Origin of the sequence: Streptomyces sp. NBC_00503, assembly GCF_036346895.1 — a bacterium.
Taxonomy (GTDB): Bacteria; Actinomycetota; Actinomycetes; order Streptomycetales; family Streptomycetaceae; genus Streptomyces.
The window spans coordinates 4299804-4326318 of sequence record NZ_CP107855.1 but is presented as its reverse complement, the minus strand read 5'-3'; the positions used below and the strand labels follow the sequence as shown (position 1 = coordinate 4326318).

Sequence of the window (26515 nt, the reverse complement as noted above, 5' to 3'; positions counted from 1 at the left end):
GAAAAGATCAGAGAATGGGTTCCCCCGCCGCTGATCTTTTACTCGCGGCCTCGCTTGATCCACTCACTTGATCGTCTTACTTGAGGCCCAGCCCGCCGAGTTCCTCGGCCATGACCTTGCCCGCCTGCTCGGCGAGGTCGTCCTCGGCCAGGTCCTCGTCGGTGTCCAGCCCGTCCAGGGCCTCCAGCGGCTGGTCCAGCCGTACGTGCGCCACGAGCGACTGCAGGGCGCGCAAGGTCGCCGACGCGGTCGGGCCCCAGTTGGTGAAGTACGAGAACTGCCACCACCACAGGGCTTCGGTGACCCGGTCCGCCTGGTAGTGGATGAGGCCGTGCCGCAGGTCGGCCACCACGTCGGCCAGGTCGTCGGAGATCCGGTGCGCCACCGGGGCCTTGCGCGGCTCGTAGGGGTCGAAGACCTCGGAGTAGACGTCGACCGGCTCCAGCATCAGCGCGAAGCGCTCGCGCAGATCGTCCACATCCGGCTCGGGGCCCAGGTCGGGCTCGTAGCGCTCGTCGGGCAGGACGTCCTGGTACGCGCCCAGCCGGCCGCCCGCCAGCAGCAGCTGGGACACCTCCAGGAGGAGGAAGGGCACCGCGCTGTCCGGGTCCTCGCCCTTGGCCACCTCGGTGACCGCGACGATGAAGGACTCGATCTGGTCCGCGATCGAGCCCGCGAAATCGTCCGGGTCCAGACCGAGGGCGTGCAGCGTTGCGTCAGACATCGAGAAGTCGCCTTCCTTCAAAGGCCCGCCCGAGCGTGACCTCGTCCGCGTACTCCAGATCTCCCCCGACGGGGAGCCCGCTGGCCAGGCGGGTGACCTTGAGGCCCATGGGCTTGATCATGCGCGCGAGGTACGTGGCGGTCGCCTCGCCCTCCAGGTTCGGGTCGGTCGCCAGGATCAGCTCGGTGACCGCGCCGTCCGCCAGCCGCGCCAGCAGCTCCCGGATGCGCAGGTCGTCCGGGCCGACGCCCTCGATCGGGCTGATCGCACCGCCGAGGACGTGGTACCGGCCCCGGAACTCGCGCGTCCGCTCGATCGCGACCACGTCCTTCGACTCCTCGACCACACAGATGACCGACAGGTCGCGGCGCGGATCGCGGCAGATGTTGCACCGCTCCTCCTGCGCCACGTTCCCGCACACCGCGCAGAACCGGACCTTGTCCTTGACCTCCAGCAGCGCGTGCGCGAGGCGGCGGACATCGGTGGGCTCGGCCTGCAGGATGTGGAAGGCGATCCGCTGCGCGCTCTTGGGCCCGACGCCGGGCAGCCTGCCCAGTTCGTCGATCAGGTCCTGGACCACGCCTTCGTACAACGGACTGCCTTCTTTCGGTGTGCGGTTCTCGGGGTGTTGCGGAAGTTGAAGATTAGAAGGGAAGGCCGGGGATACCGCTGCCGCCGCCCAGCCCCTGGGCCAGCGGGCCCAGCTTCTGCTGCTGGAGCGCCTGCGCATTCTCGTTGGCCGCCTGGACCGCCGCGACCACCAGGTCCGCGAGCGTCTCCGTGTCCTCGGGGTCCACGGCCTTCGGGTCGATCACCAGCGCGCGCAGTTCACCGGAACCGGTCACGGTCGCCCTGACCAGTCCGCCGCCGGCCTGGCCCTCGACCTCGGCCCGCGCCAGCTCTTCCTGGGCCACGGCGAGATCCTGCTGCATCTTCTGGGCCTGCTGGAGCAGCTGCTGCATGTTGGGCTGACCACCACCGGGAATCACGGGTCACTCACTTTCGTAGCGTCGTCGCGTGGGTGCCACGCGTGCGTTCCAAGCACCGGCGGCTTGGCCAATCCGAGCCTACGTGCTCCCCGGGCGCCGCGCCCTACGCCGTGAGGACCAACTCTTTCGAGTGAGAGACGAGGCGTGCGCGTACCTGATGGAGCCCTCCTTGCGGGCGGAAAACCCGGGATTCGTTGCCCACCGCGCCCCATTCGAAGGTAGGAAGAGCATGCGCACCATTGCGCACACGCGCACCACCACACGTCAGCGCAGGCAGAGGGAGTGCCCGGGTGAGTCAGCCGGAGATGCAGCCCGAGGGGCCACCCCGGGATCCCGCAGAGGACGGCGACCTTACCGGCCGGCCGTTCCCTCTCGGGGACTGGGGCGAGCCCGCCGAGCGGCTCGACGAGCTCTACCGGCGGGTCGAGGCCGACGCGCTGCGCACCGCCGATTGGTACCTGTCCGACCGGGCGTGGAAACGCCGCGGGGCCCGGATCCTGCGGGCCGGAGCCGCCGCCGGCGCGATCACGGGCGCCGCGATGCCGCTGCTGGAGCTGACCGGCTCGGCCCCCGGCGCGGCCTCCTACGGCTACCTCTCGCTGCTCCTGGCCGCAGCCTGCCTGGCCTGCGACCGGTTCTTCGGCCTGACCTCGGGCTGGATGCGGAGCGTGGCCACGGCCCAGGCCGTGCAGCGCCGGCTCCAGACCCTGCAGTTCGACTGGGCCTCGGAGAACGTGCGGGAGGTCCTGGGCCCGACGGAGGGCACCGCGAGCGAGGCCGCCGAGCGGTGCCTCACGGTGCTGCGGCGCTTCTCCGAGGACATCACGGAGCTGGTCCGCTCGGAGACGGCCGACTGGATGGTGGAATTCCGCACCGGCCCCGCCCCCCTGATGATGCAGTCCCTGGGCGGCTCCACCTCCCGCCCCGACACCGGCCTCCCCCCACCCCGCTTCCCCCTCCCCCCGGGCACCCGCCCCAACATGCCCCGCCAGAGACCCCCGGAGCAGCCGCGATAGGGGCAAATCCAGCCCCGCCGGCGTTTGAGGCGCGGGGTCTGGGGCGGAGCCCCAGGGAACGGCGGAAGGGCGGGTAGGGGACAAGCCCCGCAGGGCCCCACCCCCACCCGCCCACCCGGACCCGCACGAGGCCCCGTACAGCCGGCCCCGGCCCCGGCCCCGGCCACACGGGCCCCGTACAGCCGGCAGACGGCAGCCGCACCCGTCAGCTGAAGATGATCATCGATCCTTGGCCAAGGCTCCGCGTAGCCGCCGCATGCAACCCCAGCCACACATGCCGCTCCCGCGCGAACGGACTGTCGTCGTACGGAATCGGCCCCGCCGGCTCCTCCAGGGACGTCGGCCGCCCCGGCGGCGCCGGCGCCACCGGCGGATTGACCGGGTTTATCCCGATCGCGGGAGCAACCACCGCCAACTCCCGCAGCAGCCCCTGCGCGGACCCCAGCGGCCCGCCCCCGCTCAGCAGTTCCTCGTTGGCCAGCGGAACCGCGAAGTCCACGGGAACGTAAGCGCCCGCGTGGTCGTAGTGCCACACCAGATGCGACTGCTGCGCCGTCGACTCGAACATCTCCAGCAGCTGCTCGTAGTCCCCGCCCAGCTCGTCCACCGGCGTCACCGGCAGCCCGCAGATCTGGAGCAGGTACGCCCGCCGCAGGAAGTGCAGGGCGTCATAGTCGAATCCGGCCACCGGGGCGACGTCCCCGGACAGTCCGGGCATGTACGCGAACACCGGCACGGACGGCAGTCCGGCCTCGCCCAGCGCCTTGTCGTACGAGGCGATCTCTTCCGCGAAGGGATTGTCGGGGCTGTGGCACAGCACGTCGACAAGGGGGACCAGCCACAGGTCACAGGCCACTCGGCCTCCGATCAGTCGTTGTCGCCGATCGGGCCAGCGTAGTGCGCCGGACACGCTCCGCGAAGGGGTGAGCAGAACCTGGACGGCGGCCGGGTTGGCGGCCGGGGCGGCGGCCGGGGTCAGACCTCTCCCGGTCCGACCCTCCAGACCCACGCGTCCAGCACCTTCTCCGGCTGGCGCCCCAGCAGCCCGGTGATCAGCTCCCGCAGCTCCGCGTCCCGGTCCTGGACCGGCAGCACGATCGCGCCCGCCTTCCAGAACTCCAGGTCCTGGCGGGCCTGCTGGCGCCAGGCCGGGGTGATCTCGGGCGGCTGGCCCCCGTAGCGGACGTCGCGCAGGAGGTTGGAGAGGTGGCGCGGGGTGGCCCCGTAGATGCCGATGCGGTCGGGTCCCCACGGGCCGTTGAAGTAGCCCCCGGCCAGCCGGAATCCGAAGTCGGCCTCGACCTGCCAGTGCAGCGCGTCCGCCTGGCCCGGGTCGGGCAGCGGTACCGGAACGAGTGCCTCGCCGTCCTTGACGTAGCCCTTCCAGGCCCCGGAGGTGATGAAGGCCGGGACCGGCGCGCGGTCCCGTACGGTCAGCGGCAGCGGCAGGATCGGGATCAGCGCGGCGGCGACGCCCAGCAGGCCGAGCGTGCGCAGTTCGCGCGTCCGCATCCGCAGGATCCGGTCGAGCGCGAGGGCCAGCAGGATGCCGAGGACGGGGGCGCAGATCATCGCCACGCGCCCCTCGATCACCGACTCGAAGAGCGGCAGCTTGATCATCAGCCGCCAGGGGCCCGGCAGCACGATCTCGGTGCGGGGTACGGGCACCCACGGGCCGAGCGAGAGCAGCAGCGTCACGAACCCGGTGATCGCGAGGGCGCGGACGGCCTTGTTCCGCCACATCCAGACGCAGACGGCCACGCCCAGGGCCAGCAGCGGCCACCCGTAGAAGGCGTTCTGCTCGGTGGTGTTCAGGGAGAGCCGGCCCGCCTGCTCGGCGTCGCCGAAGAGGGAACGGGCGGCGTACGAGACCAGGGCGCGCGGGCTGTTGCCCGCGTTGTCCCCGTGCAGGACCGAGTGGTAGCTCTGCGGGCCGAAGAACTGCCAGTACAGCGGGACGATCACGAGCGGCAGGCAGACGGCGAGCGCCACGGCCAGACCGGCCCCCAACGGGCGGGCGGCCGCGAGGGCGCGGCGGCGGTCGACCAGCAGCCAGGCGAGGGAGAAGACCAGCATGCCGAGCGCGGCGATCAGCAGCGGCTCCTCGCCGATGAAGATCTGGTACGTCGCGAACAGCCCGAGCAGGACCCCGTCGCGGGTGACGTTGCGCCCCTCGCAGAGCCGCAGGGCCCGGTCGATGATCAGCGGGATCATGAACAGGACGACGAAGTTCGGATGGCCGTTGGCGTGCGAGACCATCGGCGGCGCGAAGGCGGCGAGCGCCCCGCCCGCGGCGGCGGCCCAGCGGCTGCGCACGAAGCGGCGGCGGATCAGCCAGTACCAGGTCCAGGCACTGGCGGCCATGCCCAGCGTCAGGACGAGGGCGAAGGTGACGGTCTCGCCGAAAAGGAGGGTGACCGGGATGAGCGGCACGTTCAGGCCGAGCATCGTGGCGTTGGCCATCAGGTTCACGCCGTCGGGCATGCCCTGGGAGTACGTGAAGAGCGGGTTCCGCAGGTGGGTGATGTTGTCGGTGGTGACTCCGACGAACCACTCCCACTGGTTCTGGTCCTGGAGCGCGTCGGCGAGGTAGCTGCCGTCGAGGTCCGCCCACAGGCCGTGGAAGACGTAGAGGGAGAGCGCCAGGAACGCGGCGGCGACCGCGAAGCCGCCGGAGTTCAGGCGCAGCAGCTCGCGGAGGGCGAGTAGGCGGCTGCCGGCGGCGGGGGCGGGGGCGGCGGGGCTCGACGCGGACGGGCGACGGGCGACGGGCACCTCGGCCACCTCCCAGCCCTGGCCGCGGATCCAGCGCAGGACCTCGGCGTCGATGGCCGGGCCGTCGAGGGTGGAGGCGCCGAAGGCGGCGCGAGCGCGGTCCCCGTCGAAGAGGGCGAAGGCACAGGTGTCGGAGCGGAAGCCCGGTATGCCGGGGACTCCGAGGGCGCGCACGAGCCGGTTCCCGGACCGGCCGAGGACCACGGCGGGCCCGGGGTGGGCGGGGGCGTGGGCGTCCGTGTGCGCGGCGTCGTCCCGGTCGAGGGCCCGCTCCAGGCGGGCCAGCTCGTCGAGCGGGGTCGTGAGGCCGGCATCGGTGAGCAGCACCCGGCGGCCGGCGGAGGCGAGCACCCCAGCGCGCAGCGCGGCACCCTTGCCCCGGGGGTCGCGCAGGCGGACGAGGCGGATGCGGGGGTCGGCGGACTCGTCGAGCGACTCGTCGACCGACTCATCGAGCGACCCGTCGACCGACTCGTCGACCGAATCGTCGACGACGAGGACGAGCTCCCAGTCGCCGGAGCCGGTGCCGAGGTGCTCGTCGAGGTGCTCGCGCACGGCAGCCGCCGTCGCGCCCAGCCCGTGCCGCTCGCCCAGGGCGGGGACGACGACGGAGAGGCCGACGGCTCCCAGCCAGGGCGTCCCGGTCGAGTCGTCCACGCCCGTTCCCGTGCCGGTGCCAGTGCTCACGCCGTTCTCTCCGCTCACGTGCCGGCCGTAGTCGTCGTCTTCAGGCCCGCGGCCCAGTCCAGACCGTGCTGGTTGTACGCGTGCACGAGGCGGCGCACCTCCTCGACGTCCGCACGGGTCACCGCATCGATCAGTTCGTTGTGGCCCGCCCACAGCTCGGTGCGCAGGTGCGGTTCGGCCTTGAGGTGGGGCACGGCGAAGACCCAGCACTGCACGCGGATCCGGTGCAGGAATTCGGAGATGTACGTGTTGCCGACCAGCCCGCTCAGCTCCCTCCAGAAGCGCAGGTCGTAACCGATCAGCACTTCGAGTGAGCCGGTCAGCGCTGTGCGCCGTGCTTCCTCCGCCCGGCGGCGCACCGAAACCAGCCGCTCGCCCATGCCGGGAGCGGTGCCGTGTTCGACGAGCCGGCGGAAGATCCCTTCCACGATCAGCGTACGAGCCTCGACCATGCCCCGGAAGTCGTCGACGGAAAAGACCCGGACGCGGAAGCCGCGGTGCTGCACGGAGTCGAGGAGGCCTTGCGCGGAGAGATCGACCAGGGCCTCGCGGACGGGGGTCGCGGAGACCTCGTACTGCTCGGCGATCTGCTTGACGGTGAATTCGGTCCCGGCGGCCAGGCGCCCCGCGAGCACCTCGTCACGCAGCGCGTCCGCGATCTGCTGGCGAAGTGTGTTGCGAGTGACAGCGCCGCTGCCTGCCATAGGGGTCCGTCTCCATCTGTGGGCTTGGGACACCTTAGGCCAGGCGGCCAGGCCGAAACCTTTCGGTTTGTGGCCGCTATGTGGATTTAGCGCCCGATATTCGGACGACGCACCAGTATTTTCTTGATCCTTCAACATCGATCGACCCTGTACGGGGCCTCGGAGGAGGTCCCGTACAGGGTCGTTCCCGCTGGTCGGCGCCGGTGCGTCCACGCGGACGGGCACCGGCCGGGGCGGCCGGACGGCGGCCCGCCCCGGCCCGCCGTGGCCCGCCGTGGCCCGGCCCGCGGACGGGTTTCGCGCCGTCAGGCGGAGGCGTGCCGGTCGGCGACCTTCAGGGCGTCGTCCAGCAGGGCCAGGCCCTCCTTCGCGTCCGCTTCCGTGATGTTGCACGGGGGAACCACGTGCGTGCGGTTCATGTTGACGAACGGCCACAGCCCCGACGCCTTGCAGGCGGCGGCGAATTCGGCCATCGGCGCATTGTCGGCGCCGGCGGCGTTGTAGGGGACGAGCGGCTCGCGCGTCTCCTTGTTCCGTACGAGTTCCAGCGCCCAGAAGGTGCCCAGGCCGCGGACCTCCCCGACCGAGGGGTGACGCTCCGCCAGCTCGGCGAGGGCCGGGCCGATCACGTTCTCGCCGAGGTGGGCGGAGTGCTCGACGATGCCCTCCTCCTCCATCGCGGTCATCGTCGCGACGGCCGCGGCGCAGGCCAGGGGGTGGCCGGAGTAGGTCAGTCCGCCCGGGTAGGGGCGTGTGGCGAAGGTCTCGGCGATCTCGGCGGAGATCGCGACGCCGCCGAGCGGGACGTAGCCGCTGTTGACGCCCTTGGCGAAGGTGATCAGGTCCGGGGTGACGTCCCAGTGCTCGGCCGCGAACCACTTGCCGGTCCGCCCGAAGCCCGACATGACCTCGTCGAGGATGAAGACGATGCCGTAGCGGTCGCAGAGCTCGCGCACCCCGGCCAGGTAGCCGGGCGGCGGGGTCATGATCCCGGCCGTGCCGGGCACGCTCTCCAGGATGATCGCCGCGATGGTCTGCGGCCCCTCGAAGGCGATGGTGTCGGCGAGGTGCGTGAGGGCGCGGGCGCACTCCTCGGCCTCGGTGGTCGCGTGGAACGCCGAGCGGTAGAGGTACGGACCCCAGAAGTGCACGACCCCGGCGGCAGCCGTGTCGGAGGGCCAGCGGCGCGGGTCACCGGTCAGGTTGATCGCGGCCGCGGTGGCGCCGTGGTACGAGCGGTAGGTGGACATGACCTTCTGCCGGCCCGTGTGCAGACGGGCCATGCGGACGGCGTTCTCGACGGCTTCGGCGCCGCCGTTGGTGAAGAAGATCTTGTCGAGGTCGCCGGGGGTCCGCTGCGCGATGAGGCGTGCGGCCTCGGAGCGGACGTCCACGGCGAACCCCGGAGCCAGCGTGCAGAGCGTGCCCGCCTGCTCCTGGATCGCGGCGACGACCTTGGGGTGCTGGTGGCCGATGTTGGTGTTGACCAGCTGGGAGGCGAAATCGAGGTAGCGCTTGCCGTCGTAGTCCCAGAAGTAGGACCCCTCGGCCTTGGCCACGGCGAGCGGGTCGATCAGGGCCTGAGCGGACCAGGAGTGGAAGACATGAGCGCGGTCGGCGGCCTTGACGGCGGCACCCGAGGTGACGTGAGGGGTCATGCGGTCACGCTAGAAGTGCGCAGGTGGGGAGGGATATCGGCGGACTGTATGGGGGTGGGGCACGGGCCTCGGCAGTCTGTCTGCACGAACGGCGCACGGGGGCCGGCGGGGGCGGGGGCCTCCGGGGGGCGCAGGCCAGGCCGCGGCCGAGGCCGGGGCCGGAGCCGGAGCCAAGGCCAGGGCCAGGGCCGGGGCCGGGGCCGGAGCCAAGGCCAGGGCCGGAGGCCAGGGCCAGGGCCGGAGCCGGAGCCGGAGCCAGGGCCGGAGCCGGAGCCAAGGCCAGGGCCGGAGGCCAGGGCCAGGGCCAGGGCCGGAGCCGGAGCCAGGGCCAGGGCCGGAGCCGGAGCCAGGGCCAGGGCCGGAGCAGGCCAGGGCCAGGGCCGGCGTTGGGGCCGGGGCCAGAGCCCGAGGCCCGGAGCCAGAGCACCGGTCCACCGGGCGGTCGACGACACCCGCGCCCACGCCCCGCCGTCGCCGGCGCCCGCGCGAAGACGGGCCACACCGCCGCACACCTCCACCGGCACGGCGGGCGCGGGCTTGGACTGCGGGCGTGGGCGACGGCACGGGCGCGACCACCAGATGCGCCCGCGGGCTCGGACTCGGCCACGAACTGCGGGCGCGGGCGCGGCCTCCGACTGCGGCCATGGGCTCGGACTCGGCCACGAGCTAAGGCCTCGGTCCGGGCTCCGAGCTCGGCCGCAGGCTCGGGCTCGGGCTCGGGCTCGGGCTCGGGCTCGGGCTCGGGCTCGGGCTCGGGCTCGGGCTCGGGCTCGGGCTCGGGCTCGGGCTCGGGCTCGGGCTCGGGCTCGGGCTCGGGCTCGGGCTCGGGCTCGGGCTCGGGCTCGGGCTCGGGCTCGGGCTCGGGCTCGGGCTCGGGCTCGGGCTCGGGCTCGGGCTCGGGCTCGGGCTCGGGCTCGGGCTCGGGCTCGGGCCGCAGGCTCGGGCTCGGGCTCGGGCTCGGGCCGCAGGTCCCGCCCGGGGGCGGCGCCCGGCCGGACTATTGTCGGGCCTCGGCGAGTCCTAGGGGGAGGACCAACCCGTCATGGAACAACTGCACCCACGGGACCCGCACCACGTCGGCCCGTACCGGCTGCTCGCCCGCCTCGGCGCCGGCGCCACGGGTCGGGTCTACCTCGCCCGTTCCGAGCACCTCGGACGCCCCGGACTGGGGACCGGAACGGGGACCGGCCCGGGGACCGGCCCGGGGACCGGCCCGGGGACCGGCACGGCGACCGGCACGGGGAGCCGTCCCCACACCGTCGCCGTGAAACTAATCCGTCCGGCCCTGGCCGCGCACCCCGACTTCCGCGCCCGCTTCCGCCGCGAGGTCGCCGCCGCCCGCCTCGTCGGCGGAGCCTGGACCGCGCCCGTCCTCGACGCCGATCCCGACGCGGAAACCCCCTGGCTGGCCACCGCCTACATCGCCGGGCCCAGCCTCCGCGAAGCCGTCGACCGCGACTTCGGTCGGCTGCCGACCGGCACGGTACGGGTTCTGGCCGAGGGGCTCTCGTACGCCCTCCAGGACATCCACCGCACCGGCCTCGTCCACCGGAACCTGAAGCCCTCCGACGTCCTGCTCGCCCTCGACGGCCCCCGCCTCATCGGCCTCGACTCGGTCGGCACCCGCCCCGACCACCCGCACGCCCCCGAACCCTCCGCCTTCCTCTCCCCCGAGCAGCTCCACGGCGCCGGCACCGGCGCCGGCGCCGGCACCCCCGTGACCCCGGCCTGCGATGTCTTCGGCCTCGGCGCGGTCCTCGCCTACGCCGCCACCGGCCGGCCGCCCTTCGGGGACGCCGAGCAGCCCGGCGGCACCGGGGCGCTGCGGCTGCGCATATCCGAAGCGGAACCGGACCTGGACGACGTGGCGCCCGAACTGCGTGACCTCGTACGGGATTGCCTGCGCAAGGAGCCGACCGCGCGCCCGACGCCCGCCGAGGTCCTCGCCCGGGTCGCCGCGGGCGGGGCGGCCGCTCCGGATCCGTGGCTGCCGGAGCAGGTTCTCGCGCGGCTTGGGCAGCACGCCGTGGCCCTGCTCGACCGCGAGGACGCCGGCCCGGACCGCCGCCCCGGGCCCGCGGCGCCCGCGCGCCCGGCTTCCTCTCTGTACAGAGAGGAAGCGGAACCCCTACCCCAGCCCCGCACCCGGCGGCCCCAGCCCCGCTCCGCCCCTGTATCCGCCTCCAGCGTTTTCCTCGTGGCCGTCGCCACCGTCGTCACCGTCGCCGCGGGCGGCTCGGTCTTCGCGATCATGAGCGGCGACGAACGCCCCCTCTACGCCCCCGGCGCCCCGCCACCCAGGCCCACCCCCTCGGGTACCGGTACGGCCACCCCCGCCACCCCGGCCATCCCTGCCACCCCGGCCGTGCTCCCGCCGGCCTACGCCGGCACCTGGCACGCCACCTCCGGCACCGAGACCTGGCACCTCACCCTCACTCCCGGCACGGTCGGCTCCCCGGTCATGTCCCTGACCCTCCAGTCGCCCCCCGGCGGACCCGGCACCCCCGGCACCCCCGGACCCGTCTGCTCCTGGACGGCGCCCCTGCACTCCGCCACCGCGCTCGCGGTCGAGTTGGACCCCTCCGCCGTCACCCCCGAGACCCCGTCGACCTGCCCGCCCGACGGCCGGAGCACACTGCGCCTGCTGCCCGACGGGAGCCTGGTGCGGGAGCTCGCCGACACCACCGGCACACCGCTGACCTACCACCGGCCCTAATTATTTCGATGTCAATAAGCCTGCAAGCAAAGCTTGTTGCATCTGACGGTCCCACCGCACACTGCGGCACATGGAGCCGTTGAAGGTAGTGGCACAACTGTGGGAGCGGATCGAGGCGCGGGACTGGGACGGAGTGGCCGTACTGATCGCCGAGGACGCGGTGATCGAATGGCCGGTCAGCGGCGAACGCATCGTCGGGCGCGACAACTTCATCGCCGTCATCAGCGATGACGACTACACGGACGAGAGCTCCGTGGAAGTCCTGCGGACCCTCGTGGACGGCGACCTCGTCGTCACCGAGGTGGAGATACCTCAGGACCACGTCGTCTACCGCGCCGTCTCCCTGTGGACCATCCGCGACGGGAAGATCGCGCGCGCCCGGGAGTACTGGACCAGCCCGGGCCAGGACCCGGCCCCCCGCTGGCGCGCGGGCTACGTGGAGCCGCTCGGCGAGGCCCTGACGGCGGACTGAGCGGCGGACCGAACGGCGGAACGAACGGCGGGCTGAGCGTCGGACTGAATGTCGGACTGAGCGCTCCCCCGGGCCTGTTCGAAGCCCTGCTCATGGTTCACCCGTAGCCCCTGTCATACCTGAGAGCTACTTGCGAAAGCCGCTCTCCAGCGGGACGCCGACCACGGACCCCGATTCCTAACTTCGTGACCAGAGAAGAACGCAGCACCACCCCCTCTGGCACGAGCGAAGGAACGGACCATGATCCGCCGACCCACCGCACGTCCCGGCGGCCCCTCCCGCGGCCCCTCCGACGGCCCCGACGGCGCCGCCACCGGCCGCCGCAGCGGCCGTCTGCGCCGCACGCTGCTGGCCGGGCTCGTCGCCACGGCCGTCGTGTTCCCCGTGTCCGCCGCCGCCTCCGCCGACGTGCCCGCCCCGGCCCCCGCGGCCTTCGCCGAGACCGCCTCCCTCCCGGAGCGGTACGCCGCCAACCTCACGAACCTCGCCGAGGCCGCCCGGATGGCCGACGCGGGCGGCCGCACCGGCCGCGCCGCGAAGCTCCGGGCGATGGAGGCGGGCGGGGGTGCCCGGTTCTTCTCCTTCGACGGCCGGGGCAAGGGCCGCGCAATAGAGGTGTTCGGCGATCTGGAGACCGCGGACCGGGTCACGGTCCTGGTCCCCGGGTCGGACACGACCCTGGACACCTACCAGAGGTTCCGTGCCGGGGCTGTCGTCCTTCAGCAGCGCCTCCAGGCCGAGCACAGCCGCTCCGCCGTGGTCGCCTGGCTCGGGTACGACACCCCCGGCACGGTCAGCCCGAGCGTCCTGACCGCCGGCCGCGCCGACGACGCCGCCGCGGAACTCGGGCCCTTCCTGGCCGGCTTGGAGCGGCGAGTCGTCCCGGACGCCCGCCTCTCGCTCCTCTGCCACTCCTACGGATCCGTCGTCTGCGCCCGTACCGGGACCGGCCCCAAGGTCACCGACATCGCCCTGTTCGGCAGTCCGGGCACCGGCGCCGACTCGGTCGCCGGTCTGCCCACCGGGGCCCGGGTCTGGGCCGGCCGGGGCGCGGGCGACTGGATCGCGCACGTCCCGCACCTGCGGCTCGGCGGGATCGGCTTCGGCACCGATCCGGTGGACCCGGCCTTCGGAGCGCTGCCCTTCGCGGCCGGATCCGGCGGGCACAGCGACTACCTCAAGCCGGGCACCGAGTCCCTGAACAGCCTGGCCTCGATCGTGCTCGGCACCTCCCGCGCTGCCACCACGCCCACCACGCCCACCACGGACACCGCCGCCATCACCCCGGAGGTCTCCCGTGCGTTCGCGTAGGCTCCACGCCCGCTGGTCCGTCCTCGCGGACCGCATCGACGCCGGTACCCCCGCCCACCGGGACAGGGCCGTGGACGCCCTGCGGGCCTTCGCCATACTCGGCGTGGTGCTGGGCCACTGGCTGGTCACCGCGCTCACGACCGCCGACGGCGGCCTGAAGACCACCAGCCCGCTGGCCCACATGAGCGCACTGGCCCCGGTCTCCTGGGTGTTCCAGACCCTGGCCGTCTTCTTCCTGGTCGGCGGGCATGTCGCGGCCCAGGGGTACGAGGCTGCGCGCGGGCGCGGAGTCTCGTACGGCCAGTGGGTCGGGCAGCGGCTGGGGCGGCTGTTCCGGCCGGTCGCCGCCGTCCTCGTGCTGTGGACCGTCGCGGCCGGCGGCATGCTGCTCGGCGGGGTCGGGACGGACACCGTCCACACCTTGCTCAAGCTCGTCCTGTCCCCCCTGTGGTTCCTCCTCGTCTTCGCCGCGCTCACCGCCGCGACCCCGCTCGTGGCCCGGCTCAGCCCCTTGTGGCCGCTGGCCGTGGTGGCCGCAGTCGATGTCTGGCGGTTCGGGCTCGGCGGGCCCGAGTGGATCGGCTGGGTCAATGTGGCCGCCGGCTGGCTGGTCCCCTACACCCTGGGGGCCGCCTGGTCCCGGGGCGCGTTCACCCGGCGGCCGGTGTCCATCGGCGGCCGCCGGCCGCGGGCGGCCGCCCTGCTGCTGGGCGGCGGGATCCTCGCCACGGCCGCGCTGGTCCTCTGGGCCGGATATCCGGCGTCGATGGTCGGTGTCCCCGGGGCGGCGATATCGAACCTGAACCCGCCGACGCTGGCCGCCGTCGCGTTCGGTCTGGCCCAGTGCGGGCTGGCGCTGCTGGTCCGGGAGCCGCTGGCCCGCGCGATGAGCCGGCCGCGGGCCTGGGCGAAGGTGGCCCTGGTGAACCTGTCGGCCATGACCGTCTTCCTCTGGCACCAGACCGCCATGATGGCCGTCACCGCCCTGGGGCTCCTGGTCTCCACGGACCTGCCCGGCCTGCACACCGTGCCCGCTTCCGCGCAGTGGATTGCCGCCCGGCTGCTGTGGCTGCCGGTGTTCGCAGCCGCGCTCATGGTCTGCTGGGCCGCCTTCCGGTCCTATGAGCAGGGCGGCCACCGCCCCAAGGGCCGTGGCCCGCGCAGGTCTTCCGGGACCGGGACCGTCGTCGCGGGCAACCGCCTCCCGTCCACCGCGGCCGGCGCCACCGCTCCGGTCTCCGCCACCGACCCGGCCTCCGCCGCCACCGCGGTGACACCGGCCGAGGAGAGCATCCATGCCTAGGCTGGGCGCCGTGAACGAGCAGAGCGAACACCCGTCCCCCGAAACGGCATCGGCCGCCGTCTCCACCGCCGGCCGCAGGCCCGGGGCCGCGGCCGTGGTGCGCAGCGTGGTCCGGGACCTGTTCGACCTGAAGTCCGATCCCCTCCCGAAGATGTCCCGGCCGCGCTGGCTGGCCTGGCTGCCGCACGTCGTGGTCGTCTACCTGGCGGTGTTCTTCCGCTTCATCACCGTGGAACAGCTGTCGGACCACTACCAAGTCAGCGGCACGGCCCTGCAAGTCCCGCCGATCCTGATCGGCCTGGCGATCGTCGTCGCCCTGCGGCGGCCGATGGCCGGATTCTGGATCAGCCTGGGTTCCTCGGCCTACATCGCCTGGGCGATCCACGACCACATCGGGCAGGGCCAGAGCTGGCCCTGGATGCCCGCCGGGATATTCGCCTTCGCCCCGGTTCTGCTGCTCGTCGCCCTGCGCGTACCGCCTCGGGTGACCATCGGGGCCGTCTCCGTGGCCATCGTCTACACCGGCCTGGCCGAGGGGTTCTTCAAGCCGGACCACAGCGGTACCTCCGCCCCCGGCGCCACCCTGCTCTTCGCCTTCACGGGCCTCCTGGGCTACGCCCTGCGCTCGACACGCCTGGCCCGCACGAAACTCGTCGAGCAGGAGACCCTCACCGAAGCCGAGCGGTCCCGGCGCACCCTGCTCGAAGAGCGCAGTCGGATCGCCCGGGAGCTGCACGACGTCGTCGCACACCACATGTCGGTGATCTCGATCCAGGCCCAGGTGGCCCCGTACCTCGTGGAGAACCCCTCCGAGGAGCTGAAGGAGAATCTGGCGGGCATCCGCGCGAACGCCCTGGAGGCCCTGACGGAGTTGCGCCGGGTGCTGGGCGTGCTGCGTTCCGAGCATCCGGACGATCCCGCCGGCGCGCATCATCCGCAGCCCACCCTGGCCGAGTTGGACGGCCTCGTGGACAACGTGCGCGCGGCCGGGCTGGACGTCACCACCGAGATCGCGGGCATCCGGCGCCCGCTGACCCCGGGCGTCGAGCTCACCGCGTACCGCATCGTGCAGGAGGCGCTGAGCAACTGCCTGCGCCACGCGCCCGGATCCCGCGTGGAGGTCGGCATCGCCTACGGGCCCCGCGAGCTGCACCTGTGCATCGCCAACTCCGCGCCCACCCGGCAGGCCCCGCCGTCCCCCGGTGCGGGACACGGGCTGCTGGGAATGCGGGAGCGGGCGGGCATGCTGGGAGGAGAACTGGCCGCAGGCCCCCGCCCCGGCGGGGGCTACGAGGTGAGCGCCGTCCTCCCGATGGACCCCGCAACCCCGAACACCACAGGCCTCTCCGCCGAGACAAAGAAGGAAGCATGACTGCCCCGATCATGACTGGACCGATCGCGAACGCCCCGATCAAGGTGATGATCGTCGACGACCAGATGATGGTCCGCCAGGGCTTCACCGTGCTCCTCAACGCCCAGCCCGACATCGAGGTCGTCGGCCAGGCCGTCGACGGCGCCGAGGCCGTGGCGAAGGTCTCCGAACTGGCGCCGGACGTGGTCCTGATGGACATCCGCATGCCCGGCATGGGCGGTATCGAGGCCACGGGCCTGATCACCGGCGTCCCCGGAGCCACGGTGAAGGTGCTGGTGCTGACCACCTTCGACCTCGACGAGTACGTCTACGAGGCGCTGCGCGCCGGAGCCTCGGGGTTCCTCCTCAAGGACGCCTCGGCGGACCAGTTGGCCGAGGCGGTCCGGGTGATCGCGGCCGGTGACGCGCTCCTCGCACCGAACATCACCAAGCGGCTGATCACCGAGTTCTCCCGGCTGGGAGCTCCGCGCGGGCCTTCGAAGGCGCGGATCGAGGAGCTGACGGAGCGGGAGACGGAGGTGCTGTCGCTGGTCGCCCAGGGCCTGTCGAACGCGGAGATCGCCGGGCACCTGGTCCTGGCCGAGCAGACGGTGAAGACGCATGTGGGCCGGATCCTGGTGAAGCTGGGTCTGCGGGACCGCACGCAGGCCGCGGTGTTCGCTTACGAAACGGGTCTGATCCGTCCGACGGGCTACTGAAGTACCCCGGGTAGTACTTGAGAGGGACCCCGGGAAATCCCCTTCAGCGGCGACGCGGACGAGGACACGGCGGACCTACCGTGGGGATCATGAGCAAGACGACCTCCGGGGCGACCCCCCGGACACCCGAGTTCCGGCTGGCGTCGGGCCTGATCCAGGGCCTGCGCCAGGACATGATCGCCGACGCCTTCGCCTACCGTCCGCTGGCCCCGATGCGCACGGACGGGCCGCTGATCCGGAAATTCCCGCAGCGGATACGGGCGGAGGCGGCCCACCTGCCGCACGCGGCCGTATGCCTGGTGGCGTTCGTCATCGTCTGCTTCACCACCGTGACCACCGAGCTGGTTCAGACGCGTGCGCTGATCCTGGGACTGTTGGCGGCCGCCCCGGTGCTGATGACCTTGGTTCGGCCCATGGGGGCGTTCTGGGTCTCCGTAGCCGTCAACCTGGTCCTCCCGGTCGCCACCCCGTGGGACTCCTACTGGCCCTTTGCGGCTGGCGCGTTCTTCGCCTACCTCGCGACGGTGACCATTGTGGCGATGCGGACCCGCCCCCGGATCGCGGGCTGGATGTGGCTGGTCACCGTGGTCATTGGCGTTGGGCTGGCCCTCCTCGGGCGCGGCAACTCCCTCAGCCTCACCCCGATGATCTTCTTCTCGGCGATCATTCTGCTGGCGGTCAGCGTCCGCAACGTCCGCAAGCAGGCCGCGCAGGAGGTCAGCGCGCAGATCGAGGTCACGGCCTTCGAGCGGGACCGGCGGACGCTGTTGGAGGAGCGGACGACGATCGCGCGCGAGCTGCACGACGTGGTCGCCCACCACATGTCGGTGGTCGCCATCCAGGCGGAGGCCGCGCCCTACCGGGTGAAGAACCCGCCGCCGGAGCTGGAGGCGGCCTTCGTCACCATCCGGGAGAACGCGGTGGCGGCGCTGACGGAGCTGCGCCGGGTGCTGGGTGTGGTCCGCTCCGCGGACTACGAGGCGCCGGACACCCCGCAGCCGACGCTGGCCTCGCTCGACGGGCTGCTGGCCAATGTGCGGGAAGCCGGGCTGAGCGTGGACAAGACGGTGACGGGTTCCGTGCGGGAACTGCCGCCCGGGGTGGAGCTGTCGGCGTACCGGATCATCCAGGAGGCCCTGAGCAACACCCTGCGGCACGCGCCGGGCGCGGTGACCGGGGTGGAAGTCTCCTACGTACTGGGCGGGCTGGGCATACGCATCGTCAACGAGGCGGCGACCGGGGACGTCCGGCCCTCACCGGGGGCCGGTCAGGGGATCACCGGGATGCGTGAGCGGGTGGCCATGCTGGAGGGGGAGATGACGGCCGGTGAGACGGCCGCGGGAGGGTACGAGGTGGCGGTGTACATACCGGTGTCCACCAGCCGCCCGGAGCCGGCGAAGGATCCGGCATGACGATCCGGGTGCTGATCGTCGACGACCAGATGATGGTTCGAGAGGGGTTCTCCGTCCTCCTGAACGCGATGGAGGGCATCGAGGTGGTCGGGGAGGCGGTGAACGGGCGCGAGGCCATCGCGCAGGTGGCGGCGCTGAAACCGGACGTGGTCCTGATGGACATCCGGATGCCGGAGATGAACGGCCTGGAGGCGACCCGGGCGATCGTGGCCGCCGACGCGGACGCGAAGGTGCTGGTCCTGACGACCTTCGACCTCGACGAGTACGTGTACCAGGCCCTGCAGGCCGGGGCTTCCGGATTCCTCCTCAAGGACGCCTCCGCCCGGCAACTGGCCGACGGGGTAAGGGTGGTGGCCGCCGGTGAGGCGCTGCTGGCCCCCTCGGTGACCAGGCGGCTGATCACCGAGTTCGCGAAGCTCTCGGGCACCCGGGTGTTCACGAGCAGCGAGGGGACCGGGGAGTTGACGGAGCGGGAGACGGAGGTGCTGGTGCTGATCGCGCAGGGACTGTCCAATGCGGAGATAGCCGACCGGCTGATCATCGCCGAGTCCACGATCAAGACCCACGTGAGCCGGATCCTGGTGAAGCTGGGCCTGCGGGACCGCACGCAGGCCGCGGTGTTCGCCTACGAGACCCGGCTGGTGACCCCGGCCTAGGCTGCGAAGGCGGCGGATAACGAAGGCGGCGGATCCCGAGGAATCGCGGATCCCGAAAAGTTGTCCACAGCTGTGGACAACTTTTCGAGCAGCTCGAACCGGGCCGTCAGGCCATCAGGTCGCGGCGGCGCAGCGCGGTCAGGCCGGCCGCCGCGAAGGCCACCGCACAGGCGGTCAGCGTCAGGAGAGGAGCCCAGGTCAGGGCCTGTGCGCCCGGCAGTTTCGGCAGGTGGGCGTAGGGCGAGAGGTCCAGAACCGCCCGGGGGAGATTGAGCGCCGGGCCGATCCAGCCGAGGGCCAGCGCCGCCCCGGCCACGCCCCAGGCGGCCACCGCGTACCGGGGGGCCGCGCCGTACAGGAGCGCCGCGAAGGCTCCGATCACCCAGACGGCCGGGAGCTGCGCCAGGCAGGCCCCGACGGCCGCGCCGACGTCCTGGCCGTGGCCGACGCCCAGGCCCAGCCCCGCCAGCAGCAAGATCAGCGCCGAGCCGCCGAAGGCCACGGCCAGGTGCCCGGCGGCCCAGCGCAGCCGGCCGAGGGAGTGCGCGAGCAGCGGCTCCGCGCGCTGCCCCGACTCCTCGGCGGCCAGCCGCAGCACCGACGAGACGATGTAGAGGGCCGCCACCAGCCCGAGCATCCCGGCCATCGTCGCCAGGAAGGCGTCGGTCAGGGCCAGTTGCCCGGCCGCGCCGCCAACACCAGCGCCGCCGCCCATCCGTTCGATGAGCTCACGGGTCTTGGCGTTGTCACCGACCAGCCGGGTGGCCCCGTCGGCCATCCCGCCGAACACCGCACCGGCCACCAGGAACCCGAGGCTCCACCCGAGCAGGGCGCCGCGCTGCAGTCGCCACGCCAGCGCCCCCGCGCCGGCGAGCCTCCCCTCGGCCGGGCCCGGCCGGGCCGCCAGGAAGGCCATGCCGAGGTCCCGGCGGCCGGCGAGTGCGTACGCTCCGGCCGTCTGGGCCGCGATGGCCGCCGCGAACAGGGCGAGCACCCACCAGCGTTCGCCCGCGAAGGCCCGTACGTGTTCCAGCCAGCCCAGCGGTGAGATCCACGTCAGCGCCGAGGAACCGTCCGCGGAGCCCGCGTCGCCCGCGGCCCTCAGCACGAAGGCCGCTCCGATCAGCGCCCCCGTGAGCCCCTTCGCGAGCCGCGCGCTCTCGGTGCACTGCGCCGCGACGGCCGCCGCCGAAGCGAAGAGCATCCCGGTGGCCCCGATGGCGAGCCCGAGCCCGAGCGCGCCGCCCGCGCCCCGGCCGGCGAGCCCGACCGCCACGAGGAGGGCGACGAGGAGGTTGGCGGCGCCGGCCGCCAACAGGGCGGCCGTGAGCGGGGCCCGGCGCCCCACCATGGCGGCGGACAGGAACTCCTGACGTCCCGTCTCCTCCTCTTCCCGGGTGTGCCGGACCACGACGACCAGGCTCATGATCCCGGCGAGCAGTCCCGCGAAGACCCCGCCCTTCCAGGCGGTCAGGGCGCCGATCGAGTCGGCGAAGACGGGGCCGTAGAGGGCGCGGAGCGAACCGTTGGAGTTCATCGTGGTGAGCAGCGCGGCCCGTTCCGCCGCCGTCGCATACATCGATTCGAGCGAGGCGGGCACGGCGAGCACCATCGAGGCCACGGCCAGGATCCACACCGGCATCATGACGCGGTCACGGCGCAGCGCGAGGCGCAGCAGGGCACCGGTCCCGGCCAGTTGACGGCCCTTCATCGGACCCCGCCCGTCTCCAGGCCCGTCGCCAGGTCCGCGTCCCGGTCCGTCTCCAGGTCCGCGTCCCGTTCTCCCGAAGGCGCGTAGTGGCGCAGGAAGAGCTCCTCGAGGGTCGGCGGGGTGGACGTCAGCGAGCGCACGCCCGAGGCCGCGAGCGAGCGCAGTACGGCGTCCAGCTTGTCCGTGTCGGCCTGGAGGCGGACCTTCAGCCCCCGCACCTCCACGTCGTGGACGCCCGGCAGGTGGGCGAGGTCGCCCGGCGGGGCGGCGAGCTCGGCGCTGATCGACGTACGGGTGAGGTGGCGCAGTTCTGCGAGGCTGCCGGTCTCCACCGTGCGGCCCTTGCGGATGATGCTGACCCGGTCGCAGAGGGCCTCGACCTCGCTGAGGAGGTGCGAGCTGAGGAGGACGGTGCGGCCGGCGGCGCGCGCTTCGGCGACGCAGCCCCGGAAGACCTCCTCCATCAGCGGGTCGAGGCCGGAGGTGGGCTCGTCGAGGACGAGCAGTTCGACGTCGGAGGCGAAGGCGGCGACGAGGGCGACCTTCTGCCGGTTGCCCTTGGAGTACGTACGCCCCTTCTTGGTCGGGTCGAGTTCGAACCGCTCGATCAGCGAGGCCCGGCGCTCCCGGTCCAGGCGGCCGCCGCGCAGCCGCCCGTAGAGGTCGATGACCTCGCCGCCGGAGAGGTTGCGCCACAGGGTGACGTCTCCGGGTACGTAGGCGATGCGGCGGTGCAGTTCGACGGCGTCGGCCCACGGGTCGCCGCCGAGCAGTTCGGCGGTGCCGGAGTCGGCGCGCAGCAGGCCCAGCAGGACCCGGAGCGCGGTGGACTTGCCGGCGCCGTTGGGGCCGAGGAAGCCGTGGACCTCGCCGGTGGCGACCGAGAGGTCGAGTCCGTCCAGTGCGTGGGTGCGGCCGAATGCCTTGTGGAGTTCGGCGATGCGGATGGCCTTCGTCATGACTCCGAACGTACGCTGATTTCACAATATTGTGAAGATTGGAAATCGACTAAAGTCGGGAGGGTGGCGGACGACATGAGCAACAGAGATGGCGCAGGACGGGACGACGAGGCCGTCTCCCGCTTCGTGGAACGGTTCGCCGCGCAGCTGACCGAGGCGGGCATGCAGCGGATGGCGGCGCGGGTCTTCGCGCAGCTCCTCGCCAGCGACGGCGGCGCGATGACCTCGGCCGAGCTGGGCGAGGCCCTGCGGATCAGCCCGGCGGCGGTGTCGGGGGCCGTGTCCTACCTCTCCCAGGTCAACATGGTCAGCCGGGAGCGCGAGCCGGGCTCCCGGCGCGACCGCTACGTGCTGCACAACGAGCTCTGGTACGAGACCTTCACCCGCCGCGACCAGATCCTGACCCTCTGGGAGAAGACCCTGCGCGACGGCGCGGCCAGCCTGGGCCCCGACTCCCCGGCGGGCGCGCGCATCGCGGAGACGGCGGAGTTCTTCGATTTCATGCAGGCGGAACTCCTGGCCCTGATGGACCGCTGGCGCACCCACCGAGCCACCCTGAACCTCCCGCCGGCCTGAATCCGGCGGACGAGGACGAGGCGGGCTCCTAGATCGTCCGGGCCGTCCCGCCGCCGACCGGCCCCGCTGCGAGTACGTACGTGATCGCCGAGGCCGCGTCCGGGGCCGTGTGAGTGGGCCGGAAGCCGGGCTCCGGCCAGGCCGCGGCGGTCGGGGAGACCCAGACGCTGCGGATGCCGAGGCCGTGGGCGCCACCGATGTCCGCCGCCGCGGAGTCTCCGACCATCCAGGCCTCGGCGGGCCCCGCACCGGCACCGGCACCGGCACCCGAATCGGCGCCCGCGACCGCCGCCGCCGCGTGGAAGATCTGCGGCGCGGGCTTCTTGTGGCCGGCCGCCTCCGAGATCACCCACCCGTGCACCAGCGCGTCGAGCCCGGTGTGGCGGATCTTCGCCTCCTGCTGCTCCGTTTCCCCGTTCGTCACGATCACGCAGCGCCAGCCCGCCGCGGTGGCCCGCAGCAGGGCTTCGCGCGTCGCCGGGGCCAGGACGGTCCGGTCGGCGCCGCCTCCGTCCAGGAGGGCCCGTACGCCGTCCGCGGGCGCCCGGGAGCCGTACCGCTCGGCCAGCCACCGGCTGAGCGGCTCGCGGGGCGTGTAGCCGCTCGCGTCCGCTTCCATCAGCGCGTCCAGGTCCGCGGCCGGCAGGCCGTGCGCGGACAGGAAGGCGGCGCAGGCCTCCCGGAAGGCGGCGTCGCGGTCGATCAGCGTGTTGTCGAGGTCGATCATCAGCAGGGGCCGCATGGCAGCCAGTAGATCATCCGCTCGGCGCGGCCCGGCGGGAACGGACCGTGCCGGGGCGCCAGGTCGTCTCTTTCGGATCTTGTCGGTCAGGTCCGCGTCGTCCGGTGCCGTACCTCGGCGCGCTGCCGGGGCTTCCGCCTACTGGACGTACTCGGGTGCCGCGGCAGCGCGCCGAGGTACGGTGCCGGGCGGCACGGACCCGGCAGGATCCGAAAGAGACGGCCTACCGCCTGCCGGCTCCCCGGCGCCACAGGCGGCGCGCGCGGCCGAGTTCCCGGGCGCGCGGAGCCCACACGACGGCCCCCGGTCCCGGATTCCCGCACAGCCACACCAGCCGTTCCCGGGGCGGATCAGGAGCGTCCGGCTCCCCCGGCGAGGGCGGCGGCGCCGACTGCGGCTGGGCCGGGCCGGTACGCGGCCACGCGCGCGGCGGCAGCACCCGCTGCCGCAGCACCCGCCACCCCAGTGGCCCCAGGGTCAGCACGTACGGCCCCCCGAAGCCGCCGCTGCGGTCACCGAGCACGAGCAGCGGCGGCAGCCCGCCCCCGCGCACCACCTCCGCGTCGTACGGGGTCCAGCCGAGCTCCGGATCCCCCAGGAGGCGGCGCACGCGCCGGACGGCGTACAGCTCCCGGAGCGCGACGAGCACCGGCAGACTCAGCAGGGCCAGCAGCACCACCCGCAGGGGCGCGGGGTCGGTGATCAGCGCCCCGATCAGCGCGGGCCAGCAGAGCAGCGGCAGCACGCCGATCAGCACGGCGTCCTGCCGCCAGTCGCCGAGCGCGTCCCGGACCCCCGCTTCGTCGGGCGGCCCGCACCCGGGTTCGTCCGGAGCACCGGCCCCGGACCCGGACCCGACCCGCTCAGCCCCTCCGGAAACCGCCACCCGGCCCGTCCCCCTCACCACCGGCCCCGGCACCGGCCCGGGAGCCGGGCCCCCGGATCCGTCACCGCTGCGACGGCAGCGTCAGTCCCCACGCCGCCGGGTGCAGGGTCCACGTACGGCGCCGGACCGGCCCCGTGACGGCCGCGTCGGCGCGGTAGCGGAAGTCCGGGCCGGACACGGTCACCGTGGCCGCCCGCGCACGCACCACCCCGTCTACGGCGCTGTCGGCACCCCCGACACTCCCGGCTCCGCCCGATCCGCCCGATCCGCCCGAACCACCCGCTCCGCCGTCCGCCCCGGCCAGCCGGACCAGTACGTCCGCCAGCCCGTCGCCCTCCCGGGCCGACACCGAGACGTCCTCCACGAGCCGGTCCACGTCCGCCAGGACCACCCCGTCGGCCTCGATCCGCAGCCGGTGCCCGCCGGAGCCCCCGGACCCGCCCGAGGCCGACAGCGGCGGGCGGACGAGCGTACGGACCAGCGAGCGGTACGCGCTCCAGACCGACGGGCCGGCCGGCCGCGGCACGGCCCGTACCGGCGGAATGCCGATCCCGCCCAGCACCACCCCGTCGCTGTCGTCGACCAGCAGGTCCCGCATGCCCACGGTCCCGTCCAGGACGGCCCGCGCGGCGGACACCGCCGACAGCGGCACGCCGAGCTGCCTCGCCAGTCCCAGGGACCCCGGCTGGCCCACGGGAATCAGCGAAATCGCGCCTTGTGAAAGCGCCCGCTCCCGGTACAGCAGCCCGACCGCCCGAACGAGCGCCCGGTCGTCGCCCACGATCACCGGCTGGCGATGACCCCGGCGGGCAAGAGCCCGCGCAAACTCCTCCTGCGAGTCCGGGAGGCAGATTTTCGCCGCAGCTCCCGCTGACAGAACATCTTTCGCGATCCGCACGGACTCGCCGTCAAGACGGCGGGCGACCGGGTCGACGAGCACGAGCAGGCCGCCTACCGGCGCGCCCGCATGGCTCATGGTGGGCTCTGGAGCCGACACCTCGGTCCTTCCTCGGGTAGCATCTTTGTGCAAGAGGCCCTTGCGCTATTGCGCCAGGGCCTTCGTCTATTCCGGGGTACCGGTCCGACGGCTCAGCCTGCGGTGTACATCGTCGTACGCCCCCTGACCTTGGACATGCCCCATCCGGAAGAGGTGTACGCCTGTGCCCGCTCTTGTGCTGCTCGGAGCTCAGTGGGGTGACGAGGGCAAGGGAAAGGCCACCGACCTGCTCGGTGGATCCGTTGACTATGTAGTGCGTTACCAGGGTGGCAACAACGCCGGCCACACGGTCGTCGTGGGCGACCAGAAGTACGCACTGCACCTTCTCCCTTCCGGCATCCTCTCCCCCGGATGCACCCCGGTCATCGGCAACGGTGTCGTAGTCGACCCGGCCGTCCTGCTCTCCGAGCTGCGCGGCCTCAACGAGCGCGGCATCGACACTTCCAAGCTGCTCCTCAGCGGCAACGCGCACCTGATCACGCCGTACAACGTCACCCTCGACAAGGTCGGCGAGCGCTTCCTCGGCAAGCGCAAGATCGGTACGACCGGCCGCGGCATCGGCCCGACCTACGCGGACAAGATCAACCGCATCGGTATCCGGGTCCAGGACCTCTACGACGAGTCGATCCTCACCCAGAAGGTCGAAGCCGCGCTGGAGGGCAAGAACCAGCTCCTCGCGAAGCTGTACAACCGCCGCGCGATCGACCCGGCGCAGATCGTCGAAGAGATGCTCCAGTACGCGGAGCAGATCAAGCCGTACGTCGCCGACACCACCCTCATCATCAACAAGGCGCTCGACCAGGACAAGGTCGTGCTCTTCGAGGGCGGGCAGGGCACCCTGCTCGACGTCGACCACGGCACGTACCCCTTCGTCACCTCGTCCAACCCCACCGCGGGCGGCGCCTGCACCGGTGCGGGCGTCGGTCCGACGAAGATCAGCCGCGTCATCGGCATCCTGAAGGCGTACACGACCCGTGTCGGCTCCGGCCCGTTCCCGACCGAGCTCTTCGACGCGGACGGCGAGGCCCTGCGCCGCATCGGCGGCGAGCGCGGCGTGACCACCGGCCGTGACCGCCGCTGCGGCTGGTTCGACGCCCCGATCGCCCGCTACGCGACCCGCGTGAACGGTCTGACGGACTTCTTCCTCACCAAGCTGGACGTGCTCACCGGCTGGGAAGAGATCCCGGTCTGCGTCGCGTACGAGATCGACGGCAAGCGCGTCGAGGAGCTCCCGTACTCGCAGTCGGACTTCCACCACGCGAAGCCGATCTACGAAAACTTCCCCGGCTGGTCCGAGGACATCACCAAGGCCAAGACCTTCGCGGACCTCCCGAAGAACGCCCAGGCGTACGTCAAGGCCCTCGAGGAGATGTCGGGCGCCCCGATCTCCGCGATCGGCGTCGGCCCCGGCCGCACCGAGACGATCGAGATCAACTCGTTCCTCTAGGCAGTCCCCGTACGACCCGAAGGGGCGGCAGGCGCACCGGCGCCGGCCGCCCCTTCGGCGTACCCGGACGACTCCGGGCGGGGGCGCGGAAAAGAAATTTCCCGCCCCCTGTCACATCCGTGCGCGCCCATCCGTCATTGCTGCGAGACGCCGACACCGGCCGACCTGGCCGACACCGGCCGACCTGAAGGAGAGCAGCCATGACGAACACCCCCATCTCCCGGATGTCCGACCCGACCAAGCTCGTCCCCGAGCTGGCCGACGTGAGCGCCGCCCTCTTCCGGGCCACCGGCAACCACACGGTGCCGCGCAGCACGTTGAACCTCATCGGCATCCGGGCCGGGCAGATCGTCGGCAACACCTACCTGACCATCCTGAACACCAGCTTCGCCCGCAAGGCCGGGGAGACCGAGGAGCGCATCACCGCCGTCTCCTCCTGGACGGACGCCCTCTTCTTCACCGACGCCGAGCGGGCCGCCCTCGCGCTGATGGAGGCGACCATCCAGCCCGCCCCGTTCGGCAAGGAGCGGGTCTCCGACGAGCTGTACGCGGAGGTGGCCAGGCACTACGACGAGAAGGCCATCGCCACGCTCACCATCGCGATCGGCCAGCTCAGCTTCTTCATCGCCCTCGCCGTCATCGGCAAGCCGGCCCCGGTCACCTCGCTGGCGGCCCAGCAGTGGGACTGAGGATCCCGGACGGAG

At 72.7% G+C, this 26515-nt stretch carries 24 protein-coding genes; 12 read left to right on the top strand and 12 right to left on the bottom strand.

What is annotated here, in order from left to right; translation table 11 throughout:
- Positions 1-76 precede the first annotated feature (76 nt).
- From OG490_RS20280 to OG490_RS20270, 3 genes are read right to left on the bottom strand one after another with little or no spacing between them, the layout of a single operon-like run.
- Entirely contained in the window at positions 77-724 is a 648-nt protein-coding gene (locus OG490_RS20280) for a DUF5063 domain-containing protein (RefSeq protein ID WP_330297711.1), read from the bottom strand.
- Positions 717-1316, bottom strand: a complete 600-nt coding sequence (gene recR, locus OG490_RS20275; protein ID WP_330297710.1) for a recombination mediator RecR — start codon at positions 1314-1316, stop codon at positions 717-719. The genes OG490_RS20280 and recR overlap by 8 nt, the downstream gene beginning before the upstream one ends.
- Positions 1317-1368: 52 nt before the next feature.
- Positions 1369-1713, bottom strand: coding sequence for a YbaB/EbfC family nucleoid-associated protein (locus OG490_RS20270; protein WP_330297709.1), 345 nt, complete (start codon positions 1711-1713; stop codon positions 1369-1371).
- Between the two features lie 305 nt (positions 1714-2018).
- Here OG490_RS20270 and OG490_RS20265 point away from each other — a divergent pair, with 305 nt between their 5' ends.
- Positions 2019-2729, top strand: a complete 711-nt coding sequence (locus OG490_RS20265; RefSeq protein WP_443065963.1) for an SLATT domain-containing protein — start codon at positions 2019-2021, stop codon at positions 2727-2729.
- A 205-nt stretch (positions 2730-2934) separates the two neighbouring features.
- Here the strand turns inward: OG490_RS20265 and OG490_RS20260 are convergent, their stop codons facing one another.
- The 4 genes from OG490_RS20260 to OG490_RS20245 form a co-directional block, all read right to left on the bottom strand.
- Complete coding sequence (locus tag OG490_RS20260; protein ID WP_330297707.1) at positions 2935-3585, bottom strand: hypothetical protein; 651 nt, start codon at positions 3583-3585, stop codon at positions 2935-2937.
- Between the two features lie 119 nt (positions 3586-3704).
- Complete coding sequence (locus OG490_RS20255; RefSeq protein WP_330297706.1) at positions 3705-6191, bottom strand: glycosyltransferase; 2487 nt, start codon at positions 6189-6191, stop codon at positions 3705-3707.
- Between the two features lie 14 nt (positions 6192-6205).
- The gene (locus tag OG490_RS20250) at positions 6206-6895 is read right to left on the bottom strand and encodes a GntR family transcriptional regulator (RefSeq protein WP_330297705.1); all 690 of its coding nucleotides are present in this window, start codon (positions 6893-6895) and stop codon (positions 6206-6208) included.
- Positions 6896-7200: 305 nt separating this feature from the next.
- Complete coding sequence (locus OG490_RS20245) at positions 7201-8553, bottom strand: aspartate aminotransferase family protein (protein WP_330297704.1); 1353 nt, start codon at positions 8551-8553, stop codon at positions 7201-7203.
- 1042 nt (positions 8554-9595) lie between these two features.
- On the opposite strand from OG490_RS20245, the gene OG490_RS20240 reads away from it, so the two are divergent.
- From OG490_RS20240 to OG490_RS20205, 8 genes are all read left to right on the top strand, one after another.
- Positions 9596-11269: a serine/threonine-protein kinase gene (locus OG490_RS20240; protein ID WP_330297703.1), complete on the top strand. Its 1674-nt coding sequence runs from the start codon at positions 9596-9598 to the stop codon at positions 11267-11269.
- A gap of 70 nt (positions 11270-11339) precedes the next feature.
- Positions 11340-11741: a nuclear transport factor 2 family protein gene (locus tag OG490_RS20235; protein WP_330297702.1), complete on the top strand. Its 402-nt coding sequence runs from the start codon at positions 11340-11342 to the stop codon at positions 11739-11741.
- 240 nt (positions 11742-11981) lie between these two features.
- Complete coding sequence (locus OG490_RS20230; protein ID WP_330297701.1) at positions 11982-13052, top strand: alpha/beta hydrolase; 1071 nt, start codon at positions 11982-11984, stop codon at positions 13050-13052.
- A complete protein-coding gene (locus tag OG490_RS20225) occupies positions 13039-14355 on the top strand; it encodes an acyltransferase family protein (protein ID WP_330297700.1) in 1317 nt (438 codons plus the stop codon). Before OG490_RS20230 ends, OG490_RS20225 begins: the two co-directional genes overlap by 14 nt.
- 10 nt (positions 14356-14365) lie before the next feature.
- Positions 14366-15727: a sensor histidine kinase gene (locus tag OG490_RS20220; protein WP_330297699.1), complete on the top strand. Its 1362-nt coding sequence runs from the start codon at positions 14366-14368 to the stop codon at positions 15725-15727.
- The gene (locus tag OG490_RS20215) at positions 15724-16425 is read left to right on the top strand and encodes a response regulator (RefSeq protein ID WP_443065845.1); all 702 of its coding nucleotides are present in this window, start codon (positions 15724-15726) and stop codon (positions 16423-16425) included. The genes OG490_RS20220 and OG490_RS20215 overlap by 4 nt, the downstream gene beginning before the upstream one ends.
- A gap of 89 nt (positions 16426-16514) precedes the next feature.
- Complete coding sequence (locus OG490_RS20210; protein WP_330297698.1) at positions 16515-17837, top strand: sensor histidine kinase; 1323 nt, start codon at positions 16515-16517, stop codon at positions 17835-17837.
- The gene (locus OG490_RS20205) at positions 17834-18493 is read left to right on the top strand and encodes a response regulator transcription factor (RefSeq protein WP_330297697.1); all 660 of its coding nucleotides are present in this window, start codon (positions 17834-17836) and stop codon (positions 18491-18493) included. Before OG490_RS20210 ends, OG490_RS20205 begins: the two co-directional genes overlap by 4 nt.
- Before the next feature lie 106 nt (positions 18494-18599).
- Here the strand turns inward: OG490_RS20205 and OG490_RS20200 are convergent, their stop codons facing one another.
- Together OG490_RS20200 and OG490_RS20195 are read right to left on the bottom strand one after the other, a co-directional pair.
- On the bottom strand, positions 18600-20204 hold the full coding sequence (locus OG490_RS20200) for an ABC transporter permease (RefSeq protein WP_330297696.1): 1605 nt from the start codon (positions 20202-20204) through the stop codon (positions 18600-18602).
- Positions 20201-21163 carry an ABC transporter ATP-binding protein gene (locus OG490_RS20195; protein WP_330297695.1) on the bottom strand — a complete coding sequence of 321 codons (963 nt, stop codon included), beginning with the start codon at positions 21161-21163 and terminating at the stop codon, positions 20201-20203. The genes OG490_RS20200 and OG490_RS20195 overlap by 4 nt, the downstream gene beginning before the upstream one ends.
- 75 nt (positions 21164-21238) lie before the next feature.
- On the opposite strand from OG490_RS20195, the gene OG490_RS20190 reads away from it, so the two are divergent.
- The gene (locus OG490_RS20190; RefSeq protein WP_330297694.1) at positions 21239-21739 is read left to right on the top strand and encodes a GbsR/MarR family transcriptional regulator; all 501 of its coding nucleotides are present in this window, start codon (positions 21239-21241) and stop codon (positions 21737-21739) included.
- 28 nt (positions 21740-21767) lie between these two features.
- Here OG490_RS20190 and OG490_RS20185 read toward each other — a convergent pair whose 3' ends face one another.
- The 3 genes from OG490_RS20185 to OG490_RS20175 all read right to left on the bottom strand — a co-directional run bounded on the left by OG490_RS20185 (position 21768) and on the right by OG490_RS20175 (position 24343).
- On the bottom strand, positions 21768-22481 hold the full coding sequence (locus tag OG490_RS20185; protein ID WP_330297693.1) for an HAD family hydrolase: 714 nt from the start codon (positions 22479-22481) through the stop codon (positions 21768-21770).
- 223 nt (positions 22482-22704) lie between these two features.
- Positions 22705-23367 (bottom strand): hypothetical protein, encoded by a 663-nt coding sequence (locus tag OG490_RS20180; protein WP_330297692.1) that lies wholly within the window; start codon positions 23365-23367, stop codon positions 22705-22707.
- Positions 23368-23428: 61 nt separating this feature from the next.
- Positions 23429-24343, bottom strand: coding sequence for a diacylglycerol kinase (locus tag OG490_RS20175; RefSeq protein ID WP_330300988.1), 915 nt, complete (start codon positions 24341-24343; stop codon positions 23429-23431).
- Between the two features lie 184 nt (positions 24344-24527).
- On the opposite strand from OG490_RS20175, the gene OG490_RS20170 reads away from it, so the two are divergent.
- Positions 24528-25811, top strand: a complete 1284-nt coding sequence (locus OG490_RS20170; RefSeq protein ID WP_330297691.1) for an adenylosuccinate synthase — start codon at positions 24528-24530, stop codon at positions 25809-25811.
- Positions 25812-26011: 200 nt separating this feature from the next.
- A complete protein-coding gene (locus OG490_RS20165; RefSeq protein WP_330297690.1) occupies positions 26012-26500 on the top strand; it encodes a carboxymuconolactone decarboxylase family protein in 489 nt (162 codons plus the stop codon).
- Positions 26501-26515 lie beyond the last annotated feature (15 nt).

Bases quoted from the DNA above. Each gene is read 5' to 3' on its own strand.
- OG490_RS20280 (WP_330297711.1), bottom strand. From the start codon at position 724: ATGTCTGACGCAACGCTGCACGCCCTCGGTCTGGACCCGGACGATTTC.
- OG490_RS20265 (WP_443065963.1), top strand. From the start codon at position 2,019: ATGCAGCCCGAGGGGCCACCCCGGGATCCCGCAGAGGACGGCGACCTT.
- OG490_RS20250 (WP_330297705.1), bottom strand. From the start codon at position 6,895: ATGGCAGGCAGCGGCGCTGTCACTCGCAACACACTTCGCCAGCAGATC.
- OG490_RS20245 (WP_330297704.1), bottom strand. From the start codon at position 8,553: ATGACCCCTCACGTCACCTCGGGTGCCGCCGTCAAGGCCGCCGACCGC.
- OG490_RS20240 (WP_330297703.1), top strand. From the start codon at position 9,596: ATGGAACAACTGCACCCACGGGACCCGCACCACGTCGGCCCGTACCGG.
- OG490_RS20235 (WP_330297702.1), top strand. From the start codon at position 11,340: ATGGAGCCGTTGAAGGTAGTGGCACAACTGTGGGAGCGGATCGAGGCG.
- OG490_RS20230 (WP_330297701.1), top strand. From the start codon at position 11,982: ATGATCCGCCGACCCACCGCACGTCCCGGCGGCCCCTCCCGCGGCCCC.
- OG490_RS20215 (WP_443065845.1), top strand. From the start codon at position 15,724: ATGACTGCCCCGATCATGACTGGACCGATCGCGAACGCCCCGATCAAG.
- OG490_RS20210 (WP_330297698.1), top strand. From the start codon at position 16,515: ATGAGCAAGACGACCTCCGGGGCGACCCCCCGGACACCCGAGTTCCGG.
- OG490_RS20205 (WP_330297697.1), top strand. From the start codon at position 17,834: ATGACGATCCGGGTGCTGATCGTCGACGACCAGATGATGGTTCGAGAG.
- OG490_RS20200 (WP_330297696.1), bottom strand. From the start codon at position 20,204: ATGAAGGGCCGTCAACTGGCCGGGACCGGTGCCCTGCTGCGCCTCGCG.
- OG490_RS20195 (WP_330297695.1), bottom strand. From the start codon at position 21,163: ATGACGAAGGCCATCCGCATCGCCGAACTCCACAAGGCATTCGGCCGC.
- OG490_RS20190 (WP_330297694.1), top strand. From the start codon at position 21,239: ATGAGCAACAGAGATGGCGCAGGACGGGACGACGAGGCCGTCTCCCGC.
- OG490_RS20185 (WP_330297693.1), bottom strand. From the start codon at position 22,481: ATGCGGCCCCTGCTGATGATCGACCTCGACAACACGCTGATCGACCGC.
- OG490_RS20175 (WP_330300988.1), bottom strand. From the start codon at position 24,343: ATGAGCCATGCGGGCGCGCCGGTAGGCGGCCTGCTCGTGCTCGTCGAC.
- OG490_RS20165 (WP_330297690.1), top strand. From the start codon at position 26,012: ATGACGAACACCCCCATCTCCCGGATGTCCGACCCGACCAAGCTCGTC.